21 protein-coding genes are annotated in these 17402 nt (G+C 39.8%); 15 read left to right on the top strand and 6 right to left on the bottom strand.

Annotated elements, in window-relative coordinates; genetic code table 11:
* The first annotated feature begins 10 nt into the window (after nt 1-10).
* Nucleotides 11-880, top strand: a complete 870-nt coding sequence (locus BANVL01_RS10915) for a 5'-3' exonuclease (protein ID WP_066096702.1) — start codon at nt 11-13, stop codon at nt 878-880.
* 46 nt (nt 881-926) lie between these two features.
* Here BANVL01_RS10915 and sspL read toward each other — a convergent pair whose 3' ends face one another.
* Nucleotides 927-1064 carry a small, acid-soluble spore protein L gene (gene sspL / locus BANVL01_RS10910; protein WP_024027109.1) on the bottom strand — a complete coding sequence of 46 codons (138 nt, stop codon included), beginning with the start codon at nt 1062-1064 and terminating at the stop codon, nt 927-929.
* Nucleotides 1065-1152: 88 nt separating this feature from the next.
* Here sspL and BANVL01_RS10905 point away from each other — a divergent pair, with 88 nt between their 5' ends.
* A complete protein-coding gene (locus BANVL01_RS10905; protein WP_066089108.1) occupies nt 1153-1644 on the top strand; it encodes a divergent PAP2 family protein in 492 nt (163 codons plus the stop codon).
* A gap of 41 nt (nt 1645-1685) precedes the next feature.
* A complete protein-coding gene (locus BANVL01_RS10900) occupies nt 1686-1955 on the top strand; it encodes a DUF6123 family protein (protein ID WP_066089105.1) in 270 nt (89 codons plus the stop codon).
* A gap of 42 nt (nt 1956-1997) precedes the next feature.
* On the opposite strand, the gene BANVL01_RS10895 is transcribed toward BANVL01_RS10900, so the two are convergent.
* Both BANVL01_RS10895 and BANVL01_RS10890 read right to left on the bottom strand, forming a co-directional pair.
* Entirely contained in the window at nt 1998-2918 is a 921-nt protein-coding gene (locus tag BANVL01_RS10895; RefSeq protein ID WP_066089102.1) for a DMT family transporter, read from the bottom strand.
* A complete protein-coding gene (locus tag BANVL01_RS10890; protein WP_066089099.1) occupies nt 2915-3334 on the bottom strand; it encodes a reverse transcriptase-like protein in 420 nt (139 codons plus the stop codon). The genes BANVL01_RS10895 and BANVL01_RS10890 overlap by 4 nt, the downstream gene beginning before the upstream one ends.
* Before the next feature lie 146 nt (nt 3335-3480).
* Here BANVL01_RS10890 and BANVL01_RS10885 point away from each other — a divergent pair, with 146 nt between their 5' ends.
* Both BANVL01_RS10885 and BANVL01_RS10880 read left to right on the top strand, forming a co-directional pair.
* Nucleotides 3481-4137, top strand: coding sequence for a reverse transcriptase-like protein (locus BANVL01_RS10885; RefSeq protein WP_066089097.1), 657 nt, complete (start codon nt 3481-3483; stop codon nt 4135-4137).
* Between the two features lie 21 nt (nt 4138-4158).
* Nucleotides 4159-4344 carry a zinc-finger domain-containing protein gene (locus BANVL01_RS10880; RefSeq protein ID WP_172800871.1) on the top strand — a complete coding sequence of 62 codons (186 nt, stop codon included), beginning with the start codon at nt 4159-4161 and terminating at the stop codon, nt 4342-4344.
* A gap of 49 nt (nt 4345-4393) precedes the next feature.
* On the opposite strand, the gene cspD is transcribed toward BANVL01_RS10880, so the two are convergent.
* Nucleotides 4394-4594 carry a cold-shock protein CspD gene (gene cspD / locus BANVL01_RS10875; RefSeq protein ID WP_066089093.1) on the bottom strand — a complete coding sequence of 67 codons (201 nt, stop codon included), beginning with the start codon at nt 4592-4594 and terminating at the stop codon, nt 4394-4396.
* A 249-nt stretch (nt 4595-4843) separates the two neighbouring features.
* On the opposite strand from cspD, the gene BANVL01_RS10870 reads away from it, so the two are divergent.
* Nucleotides 4844-7021, top strand: a complete 2178-nt coding sequence (locus tag BANVL01_RS10870; RefSeq protein WP_066089090.1) for a DNA topoisomerase III — start codon at nt 4844-4846, stop codon at nt 7019-7021.
* A 122-nt stretch (nt 7022-7143) separates the two neighbouring features.
* Nucleotides 7144-7572: a transcriptional regulator MntR gene (gene mntR, locus BANVL01_RS10865; protein WP_066089087.1), complete on the top strand. Its 429-nt coding sequence runs from the start codon at nt 7144-7146 to the stop codon at nt 7570-7572.
* 37 nt (nt 7573-7609) lie between these two features.
* Here mntR and BANVL01_RS10860 read toward each other — a convergent pair whose 3' ends face one another.
* A complete protein-coding gene (locus BANVL01_RS10860) occupies nt 7610-7822 on the bottom strand; it encodes a hypothetical protein (protein ID WP_066089084.1) in 213 nt (70 codons plus the stop codon).
* A 98-nt stretch (nt 7823-7920) separates the two neighbouring features.
* A complete protein-coding gene (gene metA / locus BANVL01_RS10855; RefSeq protein WP_066089081.1) occupies nt 7921-8835 on the bottom strand; it encodes a homoserine O-acetyltransferase MetA in 915 nt (304 codons plus the stop codon).
* 237 nt (nt 8836-9072) lie between these two features.
* Between metA and BANVL01_RS10850 the strand changes: the two genes are divergently transcribed.
* The 8 genes from BANVL01_RS10850 to BANVL01_RS10815 all read left to right on the top strand — a co-directional run bounded on the left by BANVL01_RS10850 (nt 9073) and on the right by BANVL01_RS10815 (nt 17373).
* Nucleotides 9073-10755, top strand: a complete 1683-nt coding sequence (locus BANVL01_RS10850) for a formate--tetrahydrofolate ligase (protein WP_425311865.1) — start codon at nt 9073-9075, stop codon at nt 10753-10755.
* Between the two features lie 14 nt (nt 10756-10769).
* Nucleotides 10770-11297, top strand: coding sequence for a hypothetical protein (locus BANVL01_RS10845; RefSeq protein WP_066089075.1), 528 nt, complete (start codon nt 10770-10772; stop codon nt 11295-11297).
* A 118-nt stretch (nt 11298-11415) separates the two neighbouring features.
* Nucleotides 11416-12261: a DegV family protein gene (locus BANVL01_RS10840; protein ID WP_066089072.1), complete on the top strand. Its 846-nt coding sequence runs from the start codon at nt 11416-11418 to the stop codon at nt 12259-12261.
* A 90-nt stretch (nt 12262-12351) separates the two neighbouring features.
* Complete coding sequence (locus BANVL01_RS10835) at nt 12352-13002, top strand: HD domain-containing protein (RefSeq protein ID WP_082804952.1); 651 nt, start codon at nt 12352-12354, stop codon at nt 13000-13002.
* Nucleotides 12999-14888 (top strand): ABC-F family ATP-binding cassette domain-containing protein, encoded by a 1890-nt coding sequence (locus BANVL01_RS10830; RefSeq protein ID WP_066089065.1) that lies wholly within the window; start codon nt 12999-13001, stop codon nt 14886-14888. The genes BANVL01_RS10835 and BANVL01_RS10830 overlap by 4 nt, the downstream gene beginning before the upstream one ends.
* 93 nt (nt 14889-14981) lie before the next feature.
* Nucleotides 14982-16118, top strand: a complete 1137-nt coding sequence (locus BANVL01_RS10825) for a conserved virulence factor C family protein (RefSeq protein ID WP_066089063.1) — start codon at nt 14982-14984, stop codon at nt 16116-16118.
* A 57-nt stretch (nt 16119-16175) separates the two neighbouring features.
* Nucleotides 16176-16610 (top strand): BrxA/BrxB family bacilliredoxin, encoded by a 435-nt coding sequence (locus tag BANVL01_RS10820; protein WP_066089060.1) that lies wholly within the window; start codon nt 16176-16178, stop codon nt 16608-16610.
* Between the two features lie 169 nt (nt 16611-16779).
* The gene (locus BANVL01_RS10815) at nt 16780-17373 is read left to right on the top strand and encodes a YpjP family protein (RefSeq protein ID WP_066089057.1); all 594 of its coding nucleotides are present in this window, start codon (nt 16780-16782) and stop codon (nt 17371-17373) included.
* Nucleotides 17374-17402 lie beyond the last annotated feature (29 nt).

Here is a 17402-nt window from a genome sequence, read left to right as displayed (position 1 = left end):
ACCTTCACTTATGCTTGTTGATGGAATGGCCCTGTTATTCCGTGCATTTTACGCCACGGCAGTGTCAGGACAATTTATGATAAATTCAAAAGGAATTCCAACTAATGGAATTCATGGCTTCGTTAAGCATTTATTTACAGCGGTATCTTCATTTAAACCGACACATCTCGCTGTTTGCTGGGATATGGGTAGCAAAACGTTCCGAACCGAGTTATTCGCCGATTATAAAGGCAATCGGGGTGAGGCACCAGTCGAGCTTATCCCGCAATTTGATTTAGTAAAAGAGGTAGTTGAATCATTTGATATCCCGAATATTGGCCTGGTTGGATTTGAAGCAGATGATTGCATTGGCACAATCGCCAAGCAAACAAAGGATTATGCACATGTTTCGATTTTAACTGGAGACCAAGATATCCTTCAGCTCCTTGACGATAACATCTCCGTTATTTTATTGAAAAAAGGCTATGGAAATTACCTTGTTCATACACCGCAAACCTTCTTTGAAGAAAAGGGGATTACTCCAAGGCAGATGATTGATTTAAAAGCCTTAATGGGGGATCCAAGTGATAATTATCCTGGAGTAAAGGGGATTGGTGAAAAGACGGCGCTAAAACTTTTACAGGAATATGAACATGTTGAGGGAATTATCTCCAACTTAGACCGATTGTCAAAGTCACATAAGTCAAAAATTGAGCAGGATTTGGAAATGCTTCATTTATCGAGAATGCTCGCCGAAATAAAATGCGACGTACCCGTTAGCTGTGCTTTAGAACAGGCCGGACTTCGCATTGAAAAAGAAAAAGCGGTCAATAAATTAATGGAAATTGAGCTTCGTGGCCTGCAGCGGCTGCTGCCGTTTGATGAAGCCATTATATCCTAAGGTAAAGGTTGTCTCGGGTTCGGGACAACCTTTTACTATCGGTTAATTACTTTGTGTTTTTCTTCTTCGCTGCATTCTCGAGCTTACTTTTTGGTTCCTCAGCAAATTCAGCGTCTTGCCCATACCCTTGTGGTGTTACCCCTGGTGCTTTCACACCGCGGTTTCTTTGGCTTTTGTTGGTCATAAACGTGTCACCTCCCCCTTAACAACTAGCATTTCCATTAGGAATAATAAAACTCGGGATTTCTAACAATAATGGTAGAGGTGATATGATGAACAAAGGTGTTTATTTAGCGCTGATCAGCATTGGGCTTGCTCAAGGATTAAAAATCCCCATCCATTATCTAAAGAAGAAAGAATGGCGCCCGGAATTGTTTTTTGGAACAGGCGGTATGCCTAGCTCACATTCAGCAGGTGTTTCTACTCTTACCACTTATATTGCCTTAAAAAGAGGACTGTCAACTGTTGACTTTGCTCTCTCGCTTATCTACGGACTTATTGTCATGTATGACGCTCAGGGCATCCGCAGGCAAACAGGAGAACTCACATTAAAGGTCAACTCGATGAACGATTTAATTGAAAAAGTCCAAAAGGAAGAAAGCCTAGAATTTAAACAGAAAGACGCGAAAAAGTTAAAAGAAATGTTAGGGCATCAACCCGAAGAAGTGGCAGGGGGAGCCTTATTTGGAGCATTGATTGGTGTTATTGGTCATCTATGTACAAAAAAGGATAGGAAATTTGCGGATTTTAAGTTAAGATTTTAAAGGGATGTTTCAAGTATGATGGGAGAGGGATGGTAAAGTAAGTGAGGTCAGTAGAGGATTATTTGCACTTTTTGGAAGGAAAGGGCTTTCAATTAGATGAGGATGCAATCGGTTTTATTTACTTTGGGAAACACTACACAAATGCTTCCGATGAAATGATCAATACAGCGATTGAACTGACATTAAAGGCGCAAAAACGCTTTGATGGCAGTTTTTATGTCGCATTACTCGAAACGCTAATTTCGAACAAGATCAGCACAAGGAAAGATGCCATAAAGTTTGTAACGGAAAAGGAATTACTCGCGATTTAACCAAACAAAAAACTCCCTTCGTGATAAAGGGAGTTTTCTTTATTAGCTTTCAAAACCCTTATTTTTTCTAAATAAAGTGAGTTTATTTGGAGGTAGCTCCGCGCATATCATCCCCATAAAAATAAGGATACAGCCAAACAGGGCACTGTAAGATAAACGATCCTGGGCCCAAAAATAACCCGTAATCGCGGCGAAAACCGGTTCCATCGCAAAAATTAACGCTACCCTAGTAGCAGAGGTATATTTTTGGAAATTGGTTTGGATAAAAAATGCGATTGCTGTAGCAAAGATACTAGTAATAAATAAAGCAACAATTACATCTTGTGAAAGTAAAATTTCTGCTTTAAAAGCTGTTTTCCAATTCTCAAAAAGAAAAGAGGAAAGAATCGATAATAGGGCAACGGTTGAAATTTGGATGGCTGTTAATAAAAGCGTTGGGTACTTACTGCTAAATTTCCCAGTTAGTATGATGTGCAGTGCAAAACTAATCGCGCAAATAAACACAAACCCATCGCCGGTATTTAAGGACGTTACGTCTGTCATGGTCAGAAAAAAAAGACCTGCTGTTGCGATTAGTACGCCAAATAGCGCATTCTTACTTGGGTACTGTTTTAGCAAAAGCAGTGAAAATAAAGGGACTAAGACGACACTTAAGCCGGTGATAAATCCAGCTTTTGAACTGGTTGTATACAAAAGGCCAATGGTTTGGGTCACATAGCCTAGAAAAAGCCAAAACCCTAGAAACACACCTGAGGCCATTAATTTGAGATTCAATTGTTTTAGCTGTTTCTTTTCAAAAATGAGCAGGCAAAGAATAAGTAAAACAGCGGCAATTAAAAAGCGGATGCCATTAAAAGCAAAAGGCGGGAGAAAATCAATTGCATTTTGGACCAACACAAAAGTGGTTCCCCAGATTAATGTAACTAGAAGTAAACTTATATCAGCGAATAAAGGTCTTTTCATGATGACTTATTAGGCTCCTCACCTGAATTTTTTTGAATGGCTAGTCTTGCTAATTCATCGGCGAGCTTGTTTTCCACACTTGGGATCCATTTCATAAAAAACAACTCAAACTTGGCTGCTAAATATATGGCTTCATCAAGTAGTGGTGCGTATAATTTGTTTTTGACAAATTGCTTTTCTATAGCATTATTCACTAATTCCGAATCAGTTCGAAATGAAACGACCGAATTGACATAGCCCTTTTCAAGGCAAATTTTCAATCCGTTAATAAACGCATGAAATTCCGCTTCGTGGTTTGACATAATTCCAAGCGGAATCGAATACTTTTCAACAGTGCCGTTTGCCTTAATAAAGATCCCCGCACCACTTCGTCCGGGATTACCAGCACTTGCTCCGTCAATATACACCTCAATCAATTGTAGTTCCTCCATTTTTGTAATAATTAAGTTTATCATAGATAAAGAAAGGAATGCAGGAAAATATTTTTTCTATTGCCTAAGTGGGCATGATATAAAAGAATATATTTAAGCATATAGAAATCATACATGAAAGGCTGAAACCAATGAAATATAGGCTTGAGTGGAATCATAAATTAAAAAATAATCAAAAGGTTCAATTTTCATCTGATTGGGTATCCGGTGAAACAGCTATTCAAATAGGAGAAGAACTGGAGGGATCCGGAAAAGCAGCCGATTTATATTTTTATGATGAAAAAGGGACGTCTTGGATTTTAAAGGAAATGAAAAAGCTGTTAACCGAAATCGAGGATGACCCTCATGAAATTACCGTTTACTTTGACGGGGGATTTTTAAAAGAATCGAATCAGGCAGGGCTTGGCGTTGTCCTGTTTTATAAGCAAGGAAAGAAGAAATACCGCATCCGTGCGAATGAACGCTTAGATGAAATGGATACGAACAATGAAGCTGAATATGCTGCTTTTTATTATGCACTAAATATTTTAGAAGATTTGGGTGTCCATCACTTATCATGTGAATTTAAGGGCGACTCACAGGTAGTTCTAAAGCAGCTTGAAGGGGATTGGCCGTGTTATGAAGAAGCGCTTAATCGCTGGCTTGACCGCATTGAGGAAAAAATGAAAACGCTTGGTCTTGTTGCTAAATATACTGTTATTTCAAGAAAAGAAAATAAAGAAGCAGATAAACTGGCTACCCAGGCCTTAGAAGGGAAAGAAATCTTTGCCAAAACATTAATTCTATGAAATATGGGGTGTTCGGAAATAGTGAAGAATTCAGTCAGAAAAGAGCTGCTTAGTCAAGTTGAAAGCTTGATGAATCAATATTGTGATGGGTGCTTTCTCCATCAACAGTTAAAAAAAGAAGGCGGGCGCAGATTGGCACACCGGTTTTGTATTTCTCAATGCACTGTCGGGGAAAAGCTCCAAGAATATGGTGAAAAGCTGACATAAAAAGGCTGATAATTTCTGTCAGCCTTTGAGTGGTTAGGATCATATAGGATTATAGTTTTACTACGTTAGCAGCTTGTGGTCCGCGGTTTCCTTCAACGATTTCGAAAGAAACTTCTTGGCCTTCTTCTAATGATTTGAAGCCGTCGCCTTGGATTGCACTGAAATGTACGAATACATCGCCGCCGCCCTCAACTTCGATAAAACCAAAACCTTTTTCATTGTTAAACCATTTTACTTTACCGTTTTGCATGTACTTCTTCCTCCTAAGCCTTTCAAGACACTAATGTTAGTCCCAAAGATAAATATTATCATGTAATAAATAAATTAATTATTCGCTTACATGATGCTTTAAATATACAATAATGGATTTGGGCAGTCAAGAAGGGAAAACGGATTTTTCTAAATTATCAATTTTCTTGTAATAGTTTATTCACTTTACGGATATAAGACAAAATGGGAAAATGGATTTGGGGAAGTATATAAAAGAGGAGCAATTGGTATGAAATTAATTATTGCCGAAAAGCCGGACCAGGGTTCGACGCTAGCTTCAATCTTTAAACATAAAAAACAAAATGGTTTCATTGAAATTTTTCCAAATGACGTTTTTCTTAAGGGGGCATATGTAACCTGGGCCATTGGTCATATCTGTCAATTAGTCTCACCGGAAAAATACCAATCGGGCTGGAAGAAATGGACATTAGATAATTTGCCCATCATCCCGGCACACTTCGAGTACGAAGTAACAAGAGATAAAGCGAAACAATTTGCGGTCATCAAAAAATTGGTTTCCAACCCTGAAGTAACAGAAATTATTCATGCGGGGGACGCCGGCCGTGAAGGTGAGCTAATTATCCGAAATATCCTTAGGTTAACAAAATGCCGAAAGCCGATGAAAAGACTATGGATCTCCTCATTAACAGCCAATGCCATCCGGGAAGGATTTAAAAAGCTGTTAGACGAGCAAGAGACGAGGAGCTTGTATTTTGAAGCCTATACCCGTGCATGTGCGGACTGGGTAGTTGGTATGAATGCGTCACGCTTGTATAGTTTATTGCTGCAAAAACAAGGATTTTCAGATGTTTTTTCAGTTGGAAGGGTACAGACACCTACATTAGCGCTTATTGTAAAAAGAGAACTAGAAATTGAGAATTTTAAGGCAGAGCCGTTTTGGGAGGTCGTTGCTAATTTTTTAATCAATGGTAAAAAATATAGCGGGAAATGGCAGAATGACGGGGAAACTCGTGTAAAAACAAAAGAGTTAGCAGTGAAAATAGCTGCATTTTGCCGGGAAAAGCCTGCTGAGGTCAGCGAGGTTCTTTCAGAGAGAAAGGAATTTTTTCCGCCGCTTTTATATAATCTATCAGCCTTACAAGCAGAAGCAAATAAACGCTTTAAATTCTCGCCGAAAAAAACGCTGGATGTTTTGCAGAAGCTATATCAAAAAGGAAACGTCTCCTACCCGCGTTCGGACTCACGCTATGTAACAAAGGAAGAAGCGAATACATTCCCGGAGATTTTAAACAAATTAAGTCAGATTAAAGATTATCAAAACTTCTTTCCGTTGCCATTTGATCAGGTTGCGGATAACAAACGATATGTAAATGAAAAAAAAGTGACCGACCACTATGCGATTATCCCAACTGAACAAATTCCGAATGTTGAAAGACTAAGCCCTGACGAGCGAATCATTTATGATTTGGTGGTAACTAGTTTAATAGCCGCTCATTACAATAAGGCGATTGCCGAATATACAACTGTTACTACATTAGTTGATGGACGAGCTGCATTTATCTCAAAAGGTAAGGTGCAAATCGAAGAAGGCTGGAGAAAGGTACTGATTTCAAAGGACCGGGAAGATGAACCGGCGCTCCCTTTGCTTACAAAAGGGGAGCAAGGGCAGACGGAAAAGGTAGAGGTCAAAGAAAGTCAGACACAGCCGCCAAAGCGCTATACCGAGGGTCAGCTGATAACGTTAATGAAAACAGCAGGCAAGCATATTGATGATAAAGAGCTCGAGAAAATATTGACAAGGACTGAAGGACTGGGAACGGAGGCAACAAGGGCAGGTATTATCACGATGCTGAAGGACCGTTTATACATTGATGTCAGTAAAAATTTAGTGTATGCGACAGCAAAGGCAAAGATATTGATTGGGGCAATTGGTCAAGAAATTCTTGCTTCACCAGAAATGACCGCGAAGTGGGAGCAGAAATTGAAAGAAATATCTGAGGGGTCTGCGGCACCAAAGCAATTCATGGAGCAAACCCAAAAGATGGTCATCCATTTAATTTCTTCAAGTATTGGTCAAGCTGCTAATTGGTCTTTTTCGGAGGATGTCCGCGAAAATTTTGCGCCCAGCAGGCAAAAAACAAAGAGACAGTCTTATACAAAACTGGGACCATGTAAAAAATGCGACGGGTCAATCGTCGACAAAGGAAGCTTCTATGGTTGTTCCAATTACCAAAAGAATCAATGTAATTTCACGATTTCAAAAAAAATTCTTGGAAAAAATATTACCCAGAAAAATTTAAAACTGCTCCTCACAGAAGGAAAAACAGAGGTAATTGAAGGATTTACAAACAAGGACAAAACCTTTAATGCAAGGCTTTTTCTTGATGAACAGGAACTGAGAATCAGATTTTTATTTGCGGATGAGCAGCGAAATAATTCCAGGTAAGATATGTTCACAGTGATAAACAGCCTTGTCACTCCATTTTTTCTATAGTAAACTTTGTAGGGATATGGGGCGGAGCGCCGCAAAATTGGTTTTAAGTGATGAAGGACAATGGAGGGTACGGGATGCCAACACCAAGTATGGAAGATTATATCGAACAAATATATATTTTGATTGAAGAAAAAGGATACGCACGGGTGTCAGATATTGCCGAAGCCCTGTCAGTACATCCCTCCTCAGTAACGAAAATGGTTCAAAAACTGGATAAAGATGAATATTTAGTATATGAGAAATATCGCGGTCTTGTGTTAACATCTAAAGGTAAAAAGATTGGCAAGCGCCTAGTCTTTAGACATGATTTGTTAGAGCAGTTTTTAAAAATTATCGGTGTAAAAGATGAGAATATTTATCATGATGTAGAAGGCATTGAGCATCATTTAAGCTGGGATTCCATTGATCGTATTGGTGACCTTGTTCAGTTTTTTGAAGAAGACGAGAGCCGGATTGAAGAATTGAAAGAAATTCAAAAACAAAACGAACAGGAACAAGTATAGAAATAAAAAGAAGCACCTAGCGGAATGCTAGGTGTTTTTAAAATAAATTTGGATAATGGTCAAAGGATTGGTCGGTTTCTGGCGATAACGAAAGATTCCCGTCTGAATCCTCAATAGACTGAACACCTTGGATACAGCCATTTTCTGCCTCTAGTAATGCCTTTCGATAAGAAATGATCCGACCATCAGAAGTGACAAAGCTAATGATTCCCCCAAAATGGTTTCGATGAACACCTTCGATAGTTTCCATTTGAAATCCCCCTTTTCTCTTTTATTATTCCTTTATTGGATGAGGAATAAACAAAAAGGGAAGGAAAACAAAAAAAAGCATCGGAGAGGTTCCGATCCTTATTTTTCCACCCAAGAATAGGGTGTTTCCTGATATACATAATAATTGAGCCAGTTGGAAAAGAACAGGTGGCCGTGGGATCGCCAGCGATTAATTGGCTTTTGTGCAGGATCGTTATTTGGAAAGTAATTTTGCGGCATATGAATCTCCAAGCCTTTATTCAAATCTCTTTCATATTCCTGTGCAAGTGAATCTGATTCATATTCCAAATGCCCCGTTATCATTACATGTTTCCGATTTCGAGAAGCAATTAATAACGCACCAGCATCCTCTGAAGCGGCCAATAATTTTAATTCCGGGTTATTCAAGATCGCTTCAATTGATACATCCGTATAGCGTGAATGGGGAGCGAAAAAATGATCGTCAAAACCGCGAAGTAAAATATCATTTTGTTCGAAAATTTGATGCGCATATATACCGGAACATTTTCGCTGCAGCTCATATTTACCTATTTCGTAATGGTAGTAAAGCGAAGCCTGTGCTCCCCAGCAAATATGTAATGTTGAGGTTACATTTTTATTGGTCCATTCCATAATTTCCGTTAATTCGGTCCAATATTTCACTTGATCAAAATCAAGGAGCTCAATTGGAGCACCGGTAATAATCATCCCATCAAATTTCTGATTTTTGACGGTTGAGAACGTAGTGTAAAACTGCTCCAGATGCTGTTTACTAGTATGGGTAGATTCGTAGGAATCGGTTGTCAAAAACTTGATATTTACCTGCAAGGGCGAATTTCCTAATAATCTTAATAGCTGTGTCTCTGCCTTTTCCTTTTCAGGCATTAAATTCAAAATAAGGATATTTAAAGGCCGAATGTCCTGGCTAACCGCTCGTTCATCGTCCATGATAAAAATATTTTCCTGCTCAAGAATCTCCCGTGCCGGTAAAAGTTTTGGAATGTTAATTGGCAAGTGATCATCCCCCTCTTCTTATGTGTAATTTCAAAATGGTACATCCATTAATACAATGCCATACAGATAAAAGTCAATGAATATTATAAAAATTCGATATTTACATTATAAACATTATTATTAATTCAGCAAAGATAATAATTTGTTCATATTTATTTATCGGATTGGAAGCGCTTATTTGGTACAATGAAGTGGTAGTTTAATTTAAAATGTTGAATGTGGGGGATTAATGTGACTATGAAAACATCTGTGAAATCAGACATTGAAATTGCACAAGAATCAACGATGAAACCAATTGTAGAAATTGCCGAAAAAATTGGTTTAGTAGAGGATGACCTCGAGCTTTTTGGAAAATATAAGGCAAAGCTTTCTAATGAAGCACTAGCTAAAATCAAAACGAAAGAAAGTGGAAAAATCATTCTTGTCACCTCGATAAATCCCACACCTGCTGGTGAGGGAAAATCGACGGTAACAGTGGGGCTAGCAGATGCCTTCACTCGTATCGGGAAAAAGGCCATGATTGCAATGCGTGAGCCATCATTAGGCCCAACAATGGGAATTAAAGGCGGAGCGACTGGTGGCGGCTATTCACAGGTCTTGCCAATGGAAGATATAAACCTGCATTTTACCGGGGATCTACATGCAATTACGACTGCTAATAATGCGCTCGCAGCCTTAATTGATAATCATCTCCAGCAAGGAAATGAATTGAACATCGATCAACGGCGCATCGTCTGGAAACGGGCAGTTGATTTAAATGATCGTGCCTTAAGAAAAGTAATTATCGGACTTGGCGGCCCGCTTCAAGGTGTTCCAAGGGAAGATGGCTTTGATATCACCGTGGCATCGGAAATTATGGCGGTCTTATGTTTAGCCACAGATTTAAAGGATTTGAAATTACGATTATCACGAATGGTTGTTGCCTATAATGCTACCAAGCAACCCGTAACAGTCGGTGATCTTGGTGTCGAAGGCGCATTAACACTATTGTTAAAGGACGCCGTTAAACCAAACCTTGTTCAAACAATAGAGCATACGCCGGCACTTATTCACGGCGGTCCGTTTGCCAATATTGCTCATGGCTGCAACAGTGTGATTGCGACAACCGCAGCAGCTAAGCTAGCTGACTTTGTCATCACTGAAGGCGGCTTTGGCGCCGATTTAGGGGCAGAGAAGTTTTTACATATTAAAGCTAGGAGCGCCGGGATTAAACCGGAAGCAGTTGTCGTCGTTGCGACCATTCGGGCTTTAAAAATGCATGGCGGCGTTCCAAAAACAGAATTGGCAAAAGAAAATATTGCCTCATTGACACTTGGATTTGCCAACCTGCAAAAACATATCGAAACCATCAAAAGCTTTGGACTTCCGGTGGTGGTTGCGATTAACAAGTTTATTACAGATACAGATTTAGAAGTTCAAACATTATTGGAATGGTGTCAAAGAGAAAATGTTGCGGTTGCTTTAACTGAAGTTTGGGAAAAAGGCGGAGCAGGCGGCATTAAACTTGCTGAAGAGCTATTAGCCGTCATTGAAAAAGAAGAAAACAAGTTCCATCCGTTATACGACTTATCTGATTCGATTGAACAAAAGGTTAGAACGATTGTTCAAAAGGTATACGGCGGCAAGGATGTGGAGTTTTCTGCGAAAGCGAAAAAACAACTACTTGATTTTGAAAAGTTCGGCTGGTCCAATTTAGCTGTCTGTATGGCAAAATCACAATATTCCTTGTCCGATGACCCAACAAAGCTTGGCAGACCAACCGATTTCATCGTGACGGTCAGAGAGTTTAAACCGTCGATTGGAGCAGGCTTTATTGTGGCATTAACAGGCGAGGTCATGACAATGCCTGGCCTGCCTAAAAAGCCAGCAGCCTTAAAAATGGATGTCGATGAAAATGGTAATGCAGTTGGACTTTTCTAAAGGAGAAATATGACATGTTTGATCCAACAGCCTTTGATAATATGAAGGTGGTTATTGAAGGTGCCCTTTATGATCTGGATAGCAGCGGTGCCATCGTCATTACCGATCGAAACGATCTTATCAATATGGCGAAAATGTCCCGTCAGTTTAATGTATCCTTTCAATTACCCAACAGTTCGATCACAGCCGTCATCGAGATGAAATCGATGCTTGTTAATTTGGCAGCGGAGCTAATACCAAACTCTCAATCAGGACAGCTTGCCGGATGCCATGTGAAATTGCAATTTTTCCTTGAACATCATGATAAGAAATTAGATTATCATGCACTTGAAGCTATCCTCTTGAATCTGTGGGGAGAAACGAGAAAAATAACAATGGCTGTGCAATATGATCCCTTGGAAAGCGAAAAAAAGGTTTCAAATGTCATTACAGTGGAATTTGATCGACTGATTAGTGAAGACCAATTGGATGATTTGGTGGTAATGACAGAGGTCATGACTACCAGCTTACAGCAATTAGAACATTTTTATTATGAGAAATAACCTTGTGTAGAGCCGGCTAATAAATCGGCTCTCTTTTTTTAGGTCATATATTTACAATATTGAAAATTATGGTTACTATTAGTAGTAGGTACCAATATTGAAAAGGGGGAGAGTGCCGGTGGTTAAAACCGCTTGGGTTACGGATAGTACAGCATTTTTGGACGAGGAATTAAGAAATCATCCTGATATTTATACGATACCATTAACAATCTTACTTGATGGTGAGGAATTTTCCGATGGGATTGATCTAACTCCCGCCCAGTTATTTGAACGATTAAAGCATCAAAAAAATCCGCCAAAAACCTCGCAGCCATCTGTAGGAGCCTTTCAAACATTATATAATCAACTTGCAAAAGAATACGACCAAGTGGTCGCTGTCCTTTTATCAGAAAAATTAAGTGGAACGGTATCCTCAAGCGAACAAGCGGCAAAGCTTGTCGAGATTCCAGTCACCACGTTTAATTCTAAAATCCTGACCTATCCAATGTCTGCTTTACTAAAAAAAGGATTGGAATTACAAGAGGCCGGTCATAGTTTAGAGTCGATCATGAAAAAACTTGAAACAATTAGGGACACAAATGAGACTTATGTTCTTGTTGGCAGCTTAGAGCAGCTTCATCGCGGCGGCAGAATGTCAGGATTGCAATTCTTTCTAGGCAGCATGCTGAACGTAAAACCTATTATATCCATTGTCGACGGAGCTCTGACTGTGAAAGAAAAGGTGAGAAGCGAGAAAAAGGCTAAAGAAAAGATCCTTGATTACTTCAGGACATCCTACGAAAAGTCTCAATTAAAAGAAGTATATATCCTGTACGGATTACATGTAGCACCAGCCGCTGCCTGGAAAGTTGAACTCGAAGAACAATTCCCAGAGTTGAAAGTGATTTGCTGTCCATTAGGGGCGGTCATTGGCGTGCACGCAGGAGAAAACACCCTTGGAATCAGCTGGCATAATGGCTTGTAATAACAAACAAAAAGTAACCTCAAGTATTCGGGGTTATTTTTTGTTTGTTATTCATGCTAAAATAGCAGGGATGAAGGTAGGTGCACGATAATGAAAAATCAACTCATAGAAAAAACAGAAGAATATGTTCGAAACGAACTTGGTGAAGATGCGACGGGTCATGACTGGTTCCATGTTGACCGTGTTCGGCGTCATGCCTTATATATTTGCAGGGAAGAAAGGATAGGAGATCCATTTATCGTTGAAATGGCTGCGCTTCTCCATGATATACCTGATGAGAAATTGAATGAAAGTGCTGAACAAGGAAGAGAGAAACTGGATTCCTTTTTCAAAACAATCACGCTGCCCGACGTGGCAAAAAACCATATCACACAAATTATCGAATCGATTTCATATAAAGGCGGTAGAAAAATTGCTCTTGAATCTGTTGAGGCAAAGATTGTTCAGGATGCTGACCGTTTAGATGCGATTGGGGCAATTGGTATTGCCAGGGCATTTGCGTATGGCGGAAAAAAAGGACAGCTCATTTACGACCCGAATATCAAGGTCAGAGAAGAAATGAACATGGAAGAATATCGAAAGGGTAAATCAACAAGCATCCATCATTTCTATGAAAAACTGCTAAAATTGAAAGAATTACTGAATACTGAAGCAGCCAAAAAAATGGCGGAGAGCCGCCAGCGGATGATGCTGGACTTTTTAGAACAATTTTACCAAGAATGGGATGGACAAGAATCATGAAAATGCTCACAGTGGAAAATGTTTCGAAAACGTACGGAGAGAAACAGCTATTTAACGATATTTCCTTTACGATTAGCGAAAAAGAGCGTGTCGGTTTAATCGGAATCAATGGCACCGGAAAATCCTCGCTATTAAAAATCATTGCTGGCTTGGACACTCCTGATGACGGTAAAATTACCGCTGCCAAGGACTATTCCATCGCGTTTTTGGATCAGCAGCCAGAGTTGGATTCCGGTAAAACGGTTCTTGAACAAGTTTATCATGGTGAAGCGCCGATTTTAAAGCTGATGCGTGAATATGAAAAAACGTTATTGGAGCTAAATAGGAATCCGAATTCGCCAAAGGTTCAGGATGAACTTTTTCAATTACAAAAACAAATGGATGCCCTTAATGGCTGGGATGTTAGCACAAATGCCCAATCGATTTTAACGAAATTAGGAATTGAAGATTTTACAAAAAAAATCGGCGAGCTTTCCGGCGGGCAAAAAAAGCGGGTTGCCCTTGCGCAAGTATTAATTGCCGAGCCTGATTTACTCATCTTAGACGAGCCGACAAACCATCTTGACTTTGATTCCGTTAAGTGGCTCGAAGATTACTTAAGCCGGTATAACGGGTCGATTTTATTGGTTACCCATGACCGTTACTTTTTGGATCGGGTTGCTAATCGAATGTTTGAATTAGATGGCGGTAATCTTTACAGTTACAAAGGAAATTATGCGGCATTTATTGAGTCGAAAGCGATTCGTGAGGAAAATGAGGCGGCCACCTTTGAAAAAAGAAAAAATCTGTTCAGACGAGAACTTGAATGGATGCGACGTGGTGCCAAAGCGAGAACAACAAAGCAAAAGGCGCGGATTCAGCGTTTCGATGAATTAGATGAAAATCTTTCAAGCGGGAAACTGTCTAATGAAAAACTGGATATTTCATTAAATGGGAGCAGGCTCGGCAAGCAGGTTTTTGAATTGAAAGATGCTTCGAAACAGTACGGCGAGAAAACCATCTTACATCATTTTGATTTACTCGTTAAACCAGGAGATCGGATGGGAATTATCGGCCGCAATGGAACTGGGAAATCAACCTTGTTAAATATTCTTGCAAAAAAGATTTCACTTGATGACGGTGAATACATAATGGGACAAACGGTCAAGATTGCCTATTATACGCAGGAAAGCGAAGACATGGATGAAAACATGAGAATGATTGAATACATTAAAGAAACGGCAGAGATTGTTGAAACTTCCGATGGGAAAACCATCTCGGCCGCACAAATGCTTGAACGCTTTCTCTTTCCATCGTTTACACATGGCACGCCCATTCGTAAGCTTTCAGGCGGCGAAAAACGCCGGCTCTACCTGTTAAAGCTTTTGATGACGGCACCTAACGTCCTCCTGCTAGACGAGCCAACCAATGATTTGGATACACAAACCTTGACCGTTCTTGAGGATTATCTTGAAGAATTTCCCGGAGTCGTAATAACGGTTTCCCATGACCGCTATTTCCTCGATAAGGTAGCGGAACAGCTCCTTGTTCTACTTGGTGAAGGAGTCATTAATTCTTTCTATGGAAACTACACGGAATTTCTTGATAAAGAAATCGCTGAAGAACGGCAAAAACCAGTAACAGTTTCTAGTCAGCCTTCGAAAGCACCAGAAAAAGAAAAGAAGAAAAAAATGACCTTTAAAGAAAAAAAAGAGTGGAGCGAAATTGACGAGCAGATTGCAAAAACAGAAGCCCGGCTTGAAGAAATCGCAATTGAAATAGGAAATACGGGCAGTGATTTCACGAAAGCACAAGATTTGATGAAACAAGAATCGGAATTGAATGAAACGCTCGAACATTTAATTGAACGATGGTCTTATTTGGCTGAACTAGCTGAAAATGAGTAGAGTGTAACAGTTCGACGCCGAGCATCCCCAATGAATGTATGCACACCATTGTGTTAAACTTGAGGGAGAAATCAAAAGAATTAGGTGATGGGATTGAAAATTAAGGCAATCGAACCGACTCCAAGTCCGAATACGATGAAAATTATTTTAGATCAAGAACTGCCAATGGGGAAAAGCCATAATTATAAAAAAGAAACAGCGGTTGATGCACCAGCCATCATTCAAGCGATTTTACAAGTTGAGGGAATTAAAGGTGTCTACCATGTTGCAGATTTTCTCGCTGTTGAACGAAACGCGAAATATGACTGGAAGGAATTATTGCCAAAGGTCCGCCATGCCTTTGGTGAAAAAGCATCCGATGCTGAGAGTGTTGAAAAAGTTGATGAACATTATGGTGAAATAAAAGTGGAAATCCAATTGTTTAAGGATATTCCACTCCAAGTGAAGCTGACAGACAGCGGGGCGGAGCGCCGGTTTGGCATGCCGGAATACTTTTTAAAAGCAAGGGAGCGGGCGCAACTTCCGGAAGATAATTATATTCTTTTACGGAAATGGCAGAATCAAGGTGTCCGCTATGGTGAATTTGAGCAAATTGGGCAGGAGGTTGTCGAGGAATTAATCGCGGCCTATCCTACTTCACGCTTAGAAGAATTGGTGGCAATAGCTCAAGCTGGCGAAGCGACTTCTCCGGGGCAGAGACCTTTACGTTCACGTATGAAGGTTTCGATGGAAGAATTACTTAATCCCGATTGGCGGGTACGTTACCAGGCCCTCGAGCAAATGGATGATCCGGAACTTGACGATTTACCGGTCCTTGAAAAAGCATTATCTGATGAGAAGCCTTCCATTCGCAGACTAGCAACTGTATACCTAGGAATGATTAAAGAAAAAGAGGTTCTGCCGCTTCTCTATAAAGCGCTGAAAGATAAAACGGTGACCGTCCGAAGAACGGCAGGCGATTGCTTATCCGATTTGGGTTTTCCGGAAGCTGCTGGTGAAATGGTCAATGCCTTGAAGGACCCCAGCAAATTAGTTCGTTGGCGTGCGGCCATGTTCCTCTATGAAGTCGGGGATGAAAAGGTGCTGGCAGCTTTAAAAGCTGCCGAAAATGACCCTGAATTTGAAGTGAGTTTGCAAATAAAAATGGCTATTGAACGAATTGAAGGCGGCGAGGAAGCCAAAGGTTCAGTCTGGAAGCAAATGACAGAAGCAAGAAAAACAGACAATTAAGTGGTCAAATAACAAATGATTTAGTATTCTAAAAGGGAAGAAATGGAGTGAGGAAATATGTCTAATGCTTATGAAGAATATATGAAACAAATGGTTTTACCTATGCGCGAAGAGTTAACAAGAGCGGGTTTTGCTGAGCTGACAACGCCTGAAGCTGTTGAGGAGTTTATCGAAAAGACAAACGGGACAACACTTGTCGTTGTGAATTCCGTGTGCGGCTGTGCCGCCGGATTAGCCCGGCCGGCAGCAACGCAGGCTGTTTTAAACAGTGCGAAAAAACCGGAACATCTTGTGACGGTTTTCGCCGGCCAGGATAAAGAAGCAACCGCAAAAATGCGCGAGTATTTTGAAGGTATTGAGCCATCATCGCCTTCAATGGCCTTGATAAAGGATAAAAAAGTCGTTCATTTTATCCCACGCCATGATATCGAGGGAATGCCAATGGAAACAGTGATGCAAAATCTAATCGGTGCCTTCGAAACAAACTGCTAAAAAGGATGTCTTTGACGTCCTTTTTTTTATACTCAAAAACCATTCCTCGTTAAAGTTATAAAAATATTTCAAATTGTTTTTTTCCATTTTTGCAAAAAAAGAAGTATAATAATTTTTAAGTAACCCAAATTTCACAATAAAGTTCTTATAGAATAAAGGGGAATGAAAAATGAACAAATGGCTCCGTAAATCATTATTTGTAATGGTTTCCGCTTTAACCTTTGGTCTTGTTACACCAACACAGCTAATGAATAACGTAAATGCAGAGAAACTGAGTGACAGGGATGCCTTTGAAGCATCAGCTGCGGACCGCAGTCTATCTTCAGGTAATGCATTTTTAGAAGAATCAAAGTTTGATAGAGAAAAGTTTATCGAGGAATTAATCAAACAGGCGGAAAATCAATCCTATCAAAAGTTTGGTACAAAAATTAAGCCAGTAATCGAAAATGAATTTCGTGAAATTATTTTGCCAAATATCGAAAAAGCAGTTGATGAAACCGCAGCGCAATTCCCTGAGGAGGATTTAAAAAATCTAACGATAACCGAGCAGCCAGGTTCCGGACATTCTGAAAAAATTTTTAATATAAAAAATGGTGAAACAGGAAAAGATATTTTACGATTCCATGTTAGACGAGATAATCCACCTAAAGCCGGATACTGGTTTAATTTTCATTATCATACCTATCATGATGATTACCAAAGCCATCATGAGCTAGGGGCAATTTATTGGGCAAAAAATACACCGCCAAAATGGATGAGTTAGTGTTAGATTTGCGAAGTGATATGAAAAAA

Source organism: Neobacillus novalis NBRC 102450, from assembly GCF_001591805.1.
Classification (GTDB): domain Bacteria; phylum Bacillota; class Bacilli; order Bacillales; family Cytobacillaceae; genus Neobacillus; species Neobacillus novalis.
The sequence above is the reverse complement of the archived record's forward strand: the minus strand, read 5'-3'. Positions and strand labels throughout refer to the sequence as shown.